The 5,889-nt window shown below is 50.0% G+C and carries 6 protein-coding genes; 4 read left to right on the forward strand and 2 right to left on the reverse strand.

The annotated features are described in order from the left end of the window. Nucleotides 1-133: 133 nt before the first annotated feature. Entirely contained in the window at nucleotides 134-1,156 is a 1,023-nt protein-coding gene (locus U8U68_RS21250) for a hypothetical protein (RefSeq protein ID WP_322204375.1), read from the reverse strand. 146 nt (nucleotides 1,157-1,302) lie between these two features. On the opposite strand from U8U68_RS21250, the gene U8U68_RS21255 reads away from it, so the two are divergent. Continuing rightward, nucleotides 1,303-2,655, forward strand: coding sequence for a relaxase/mobilization nuclease domain-containing protein (locus U8U68_RS21255; protein WP_437124463.1), 1,353 nt, complete (start codon nucleotides 1,303-1,305; stop codon nucleotides 2,653-2,655). A 177-nt stretch (nucleotides 2,656-2,832) separates the two neighbouring features. On the opposite strand, the gene U8U68_RS21260 is transcribed toward U8U68_RS21255, so the two are convergent. After that, nucleotides 2,833-3,189 (reverse strand): helix-turn-helix domain-containing protein, encoded by a 357-nt coding sequence (locus tag U8U68_RS21260; protein WP_160267504.1) that lies wholly within the window; start codon nucleotides 3,187-3,189, stop codon nucleotides 2,833-2,835. Nucleotides 3,190-3,381: 192 nt separating this feature from the next. On the opposite strand from U8U68_RS21260, the gene U8U68_RS21265 reads away from it, so the two are divergent. From U8U68_RS21265 to U8U68_RS21275, 3 genes are all read left to right on the forward strand, one after another. Further along, nucleotides 3,382-4,122: a MerR family transcriptional regulator gene (locus U8U68_RS21265; protein WP_160267505.1), complete on the forward strand. Its 741-nt coding sequence runs from the start codon at nucleotides 3,382-3,384 to the stop codon at nucleotides 4,120-4,122. Between the two features lie 70 nt (nucleotides 4,123-4,192). Further along, the gene (locus U8U68_RS21270) at nucleotides 4,193-4,912 is read left to right on the forward strand and encodes an ABC transporter ATP-binding protein (protein WP_322204381.1); all 720 of its coding nucleotides are present in this window, start codon (nucleotides 4,193-4,195) and stop codon (nucleotides 4,910-4,912) included. Further along, nucleotides 4,909-5,652, forward strand: coding sequence for an ABC transporter permease (locus U8U68_RS21275; RefSeq protein ID WP_160267507.1), 744 nt, complete (start codon nucleotides 4,909-4,911; stop codon nucleotides 5,650-5,652). The genes U8U68_RS21270 and U8U68_RS21275 overlap by 4 nt, the downstream gene beginning before the upstream one ends. The last annotated feature ends 237 nt before the right edge of the window (nucleotides 5,653-5,889 follow it).

Raw genomic sequence — 5,889 nt, forward strand, 5'->3', positions numbered from 1 at the left:
ATTTTCCGGTACCAAATCCTCTATCGTTACCATGTGATATTTTAACTGCATTTCCTTGCCCCCCTGCTCTAATTATACCATATTTCGAGCGATTTGGGAGCACTTTGTCAACAGCTCCAGTGTGGCCAGAAGTTTATGCTTTTGACTGCTGTGAAATAAACTGCCAATATTCTGTAAATATATTTGAATCTCTAAATTTGTGCATCAGCCATTGTTCTCTTGTTAAAGAACCATTATTAAGAATTTTACTATCAAGAAACTGCAAATAACCAAAAAAATTCCGTGTATATGGGCCAAATATATCTATTCCCCTTTGCCAATAAAACTCCCCTTTTTTAGAATTTTCTAACAGTGGATTTAGAAACAAAAAATTCCCATAATTTTGCAAGTCCCAAAGATTGTTTGGATTCTCTGCTTCAAAGCGATAATGTCCACACATTAAATTTGTCAGCATTATTGCGTCTACATTACCTGGAGCCACAAGGGGAGCGGAAGAAAATATACCCGTATCACCAAATAAATACGAATACCATTCGTCCAAATCACTGATTATATCCAAACAAACTACAAGTATGTTGAAATTCTTATCAGTACTTAAAGGAAATTTTTCATTAGCGCTATTTACGTAGTCTGACAATTTGTTGTCCAATCTTCTTTTTTCTTTGATGGGGATACCTGCTTCTTCTCCCAAGTGTTTGATCGTGCTAACTACCTTGTCATGATTCTCAATACGCTCAGCAAAATAGACAGTAACCTGTTGTTTGTTGTTAGCCAAGTCGTCCTCAATGCGCTTACTTAAGTCTGGCGTTTTTACTTCTACACAGATTTCTACATCGTCACACATAAAAGAACATTCTGGATTTTTCTTGCCATTATACACAGGTTCATATTTAAAAGTATCTTTATATTTATTTGCTAAAAAGCCTGTAACACTTAACTCACAAGCAGCCTGTAAATACTGTACTAACGTAATTCCTTTTCCCAAATGAAACTTATTCTTTAGTAAATCATCATATTTCTTTTTTGGTATAACCTCACGAAGCACACTTAAAATTTGAATAAATTGGTCATAGTAGGGCAGTCCATGTTCTTGAGCAAACTTTAGTGGATGTTGAACATCATTAGCCTTAATCAATTCGGAAACTGAATTATTCAAATTTATACCTCCTTGCATTTTTGAAAATCTATTAAAATATACTGCTTAAATACGGTCATGTCAATTAAAACTGATGGAGTCAATCAATGGCTACGACTTATATCAAGCCCCACAAACAGACCGCCAAGCGGACGGCCATTCAAAGCCTGAAAGACCGCTTTGACTACGGCCTGAACCCGGAGAAGCTGGGGGCGGTGTCCTCTTACCTCTGCGACCCGGAAACCGCCCACGCTGAATTTATGCTGGTAAAGGGCCAGTATCAGGCGGAAACGGGCCGGACGGCGGAGCAGGGGGCGCTGTGCTACCAGCTCCGCCAAGCCTTTCCCCAGGGGGAAGTCACCCCGGAGGAGGCCAACAGGATCGGCTATGAAACGGCGACGCGCTGGACAAAGGGAAAATATCAATTTTTTGTCTGCACCCATACCGACAAAGGCCACATTCACAATCACATTTACTACAATTCCACGGCCTATGACCGCTCCAGGAAATTCCGCAACTTCATCGGCTCCAGCTTTGCCCTGCGGCGGCTGTCTGACCGGGTGTGCCTGGAACACGCGCTGTCCGTGGTAGAGCGGCCCAAGCTCCACAGCAAGGGCCGCTTTCTGCATTATGGGCAGTGGCAGGGGGCGGCCCGGCCACCGTCCCAAAAGGAGCAGATACGCTGGGCCATAGATGCGGCCCTGTCCGAACGCCCCGCCGACTTCTCTGATTTTCTCCGGCGCATGGAGGCGGCGGGCATCCAGGTGGTGCATGGGCGGGGCGGAGTGATCTCGTTCCGCGTCCCCGGCCACGACCGGGCGGCCCGGCTCCAGGCATCCACCCTGGGGGCTGGCTATGGACGGGAGGACATTCAGGCCGTGATCGACGGCAAGGCTCCCACGCGCCAGCCGAAACAGGCGAGGCCCCGGCCCGCGCCCCAGCGCGTCAATCTGCTGATTGACATTCAAGAGAAAATGCGCCAGGGTAAAGGCCCGGCCTATGAACGGTGGGCCAAGGTCTACAACCTGAAACAGATGGCCGCCGCCCTCCAATTCCTCCAGGAGCATGGGCTGACCGACTATGACACGCTGGCGGAGCAGACTACGGCGGCGGTGGATCGCTTTCATGCCCTGGCCGGGGAAATACAATCCACCGAGGCCCGGCTCTCCCAAACGTCCGAACTGATGGCCGCCGTGGTGAGCTATGCCAAGACCCGGCCTGTATTCGATGGGTACAAGGCGGCCAAGTATTCAAAAAAGTATCTGGCCCAGCATGAGGCGGAGCTGGCCGACTACCGGGCGGCCAAGGCTGCCATCAATGACATTTTGGGCGGGGCCAAGCTCCCCAAGATGGACATGCTGAAAAAGGAGCGCCGGGAGCTGGCTGAAAAGAAAAAGGCCCTCTATACCGAGTACCGGGAGGCCCAGCGGCAGATGCGTGAGTTGGTGGCGGTCAAGGGCGGCGTGGATCATCTGCTCGGCCTGACGGACGGGCGGGAAAATAAGGCCCAGGAGCGGTAGCGACAGGGCCGCAGACAGGGGAGCTTCTGGTCAGCATGGCCAGAAGTCCATCGGGTTTGGGGGAACCCCAACAAGCATTTTCGCGGAGCGAAAATCGCAAGTGTCTATACACTTGCCTTGCTTGCCGCTAACGCGCTCCCCCGGAAACCCCTGCGAAAAAGGCCGGAGGCGTTCTTCCTACGTCTCCGACCTTTCACGGGCCTTGCGGATGCCCTCTGCGGCCCCCTCCATGATGATAAGCTCTTTTTCGTCCATGCCGTTCAGCATACGGTCAAGGTGTTTCCGGCGTTCGTCCTCTCCGTTGTGCCTATCCGGGTAGAAAAATTCATCTACGGAAATATCCAAAAGGGTGACGAGCTTGTAAAAGGAGTTGAGGCTGGTGTGCTGGCCCCGATTTTCAATATACATGATGGAGCGGGGGGTGAGGTCTACAAGCTGGGCCAGATGCTCCTGCGTCCAGCCTTTGGCCTTGCGCCTACGTTTGATTTCTTTGCCCAGGGCGCGGCAATCCAGGCGCTTTTCGTATTGGTACATTCTCACATCACCCCTATATTATTTTACATTTCAGGGGTGAATATGAGAGCGAAATATAATTTTATATTTTAGTAGTATTTAACTTCATATTACATCATTGCAAAGATAAATCGGACGAGTTATAATAGAACCCTCCACTTTACCACCAGACTTTAGAAAAGAGGTACAATAGCACAATGGGGGGTGAATATTTTGACCACATATAAAACTGCCGAGGTTGCGGCTGTCATCGGAGTACACCCGAACACCGTCCGCTTATACGAAGAATGGGGGCTGATCCCAGCGGCAAAGCGGCAAAAAAACGGCTACCGCGTTTTTACCGCTTTTCATATTCAACAATTCTGGCTGGCCCGGACTGCTTTTCAAATTGAGGTATTGCAGGGCGGTCTGCGAAAAAAGATAGTTGAGGTTGTGAAATTATCAGCCCAGGGGAATTTTGACGGAGCCATCCTGCTCACGCGGGAATATGTCGCTGATTTGGGAAAAGAGCGCGACCATGCGGAAGAGGCCATCTGCATTGTCCAGCATATCTTGTCCGGGGACAGCCCGGACACTCCGGTTTTCTTGAAACGGAAAGAAACCTCCGATTACTTGGGTATCTCAATGGACACACTTCGGAATTGGGAAATGAATGGGTTGCTGACAATCAAGAGGAAACAGAATGGGTATCGCGTTTACTCGGAGCAGGATATAAGGCGGCTGAAAATCATTCGTTCCCTGCGGTGTGCAAATTACTCCTTGGAGGCAATTTTGCGGATGCTCCAACAGCTCTCCAAAAACCCGAACGCCGATATTAAGCTGGCACTCAATACGCCACGGCAGGACGAGGATATTATTTCCGTTTGTGACAAGCTGATTGTCTCCCTTTCCTCAGCGGAGAAAAACGCAATAAAAATGCTGGGTATGCTGCAAGAAATGAAGAAAAATTTTTGAAACCCTCCATCTTACCACCAGAGTTTTCTCTGGTGGTATTCTTATACCATCGAAAAAAGGAGGTATCAACGTGGAAGAAGTTGTAAAAGTCGAAAGTTTGACCAAGGCGTATGGGGCGCTCCCTGCGGTAGACCATGTGAGCCTGTCGGTCAAACGCGGTACGGCCTTTGGACTGCTGGGGGCCAACGGAGCTGGGAAAAGCACGACTATTGAGTGCATCCTGGGGACGAAACGGGCGGACAGCGGGAATGTCTCTGTCCTCGCCCTTGACCCCAGGAAAGACCGCCGCCGCTTGTTCCAGCAGGTGGGCGTTCAATTCCAGGAGTGCGACTATCAACCGGAAATCAAGGTTTCCGAATTGTGCGAGGAAACGTCCTGTCTTTACAAGACCCCTGCCGATTGGAGAGAACTGTGTGAACAGTTTGGGATTGGGGATAAAACGGGATCACCCGTCAAGAGCTTGTCCGGCGGGGAACGCCAGCGGCTTTTTATCGTACTGGCCCTTATTCCAAAACCGCAGGTCGTTTTTCTGGACGAGCTGACAACCGGGCTTGACGCAAGGGCACGGCGGGGCGTTTGGAAAATCCTGAAAGAGCTGAAAGACGGCGGATTGACAATTTTTCTGACCTCCCACTTTATGGACGAGGTAGAGGCCCTCTGTGACGAAATTTGTATTCTCCAAAAGGGCCGGGCCGTGTTTTATGGAACGGTGGCACAGGCGAAAGAGAAAAGCGGCTGTGAAAACTTTGAGAACGCCTATCTGAAACTTTCCGGGGAGGGGATCGAATGAAAGCCTTTTGCACTCTGCTGAAAAACGAGTTGAAGTTGAATATCCGCAATATGAACATGGTAATTTTTGCGCTCCTCCTGCCCCTGGTGGTGCTGGTGATCCTTGGTTTTCTGTACGGGACAAGCCCGGCGGCGGACGGCGCAGACTATACATTTTTGGAACAGTCCATCGGTGCGCTGTGCGCCATCTCCGTCTGCGCGGGCGGGTTGATGGGCCTGCCGCTGGTGGTAGCGGAATACCGGGAGCGAAAAATCCTGAAACGCTTTCAGGTCACACCCATCAGCCCCGGTATGCTGCTTGCCGTGGAATTTCTGATCTATGTGCTTTATGCGCTGGTGTCCCTGATTTCCCTGCTTCTGGTTTCCGGGCTGGCCTGGGGCGTTCACCTGCGCGGCTCCTGGGTGAGCTTTGCTGGCAGTTGGCTCCTGACCGTACTTTCTACCTTGAGCATTGGCATGATGGTGGGCGGTATCGCCAAGAATACCAAGAACGCAAGCGTTATCGCCTGTGTGCTGTATTTCCCCATGCTGATTTTCTCCGGGGCCACCCTGCCCTTTGAAGTGATGCCGGAGAGCGTGCAAAAGATTATCAGTGTGTTCCCCATGACCCAGGGCATCCAGTTTATGAAATCGGCGTTCCTGGGCCTGTCAGTTGAACATTTTGCATTGCCCATTTTTGTGATGCTGGGCGTTACTCTGGTCTGTTCTGGAATTGCGGTGAAATGCTTTAAGTGGGAATAATGCGGCCGCATTTCATTCTACTGTTTACAACATAGCCTTGATAGTATTCCAAGCCCATGATATGCTCGGTAACGGGAAACCAGAAAGGAGGAGCTGATTTGATAGCTTCTGGTCATCATGGAGCTGTTGACAAAGTGCTCCCAAATCGCTCGAAATATGGTATAATTAGAGCAGGGGGGCAAGGAAATGCAGTTAAAATATCACATGGTAACGATAGAGGATTTGGTACCGGAAAAT

It is taken from the genome of Acutalibacter intestini (assembly GCF_034334985.1).
GTDB classification, from domain to species: Bacteria; Bacillota; Clostridia; order Oscillospirales; family Acutalibacteraceae; genus Acutalibacter; species Acutalibacter intestini.

Bases quoted from the DNA above. Each gene is read 5' to 3' on its own strand.
- U8U68_RS21260 (WP_160267504.1), bottom strand. From the start codon at position 3,189: ATGTACCAATACGAAAAGCGCCTGGATTGCCGCGCCCTGGGCAAAGAA.
- U8U68_RS21275 (WP_160267507.1), top strand. From the start codon at position 4,909: ATGAAAGCCTTTTGCACTCTGCTGAAAAACGAGTTGAAGTTGAATATC.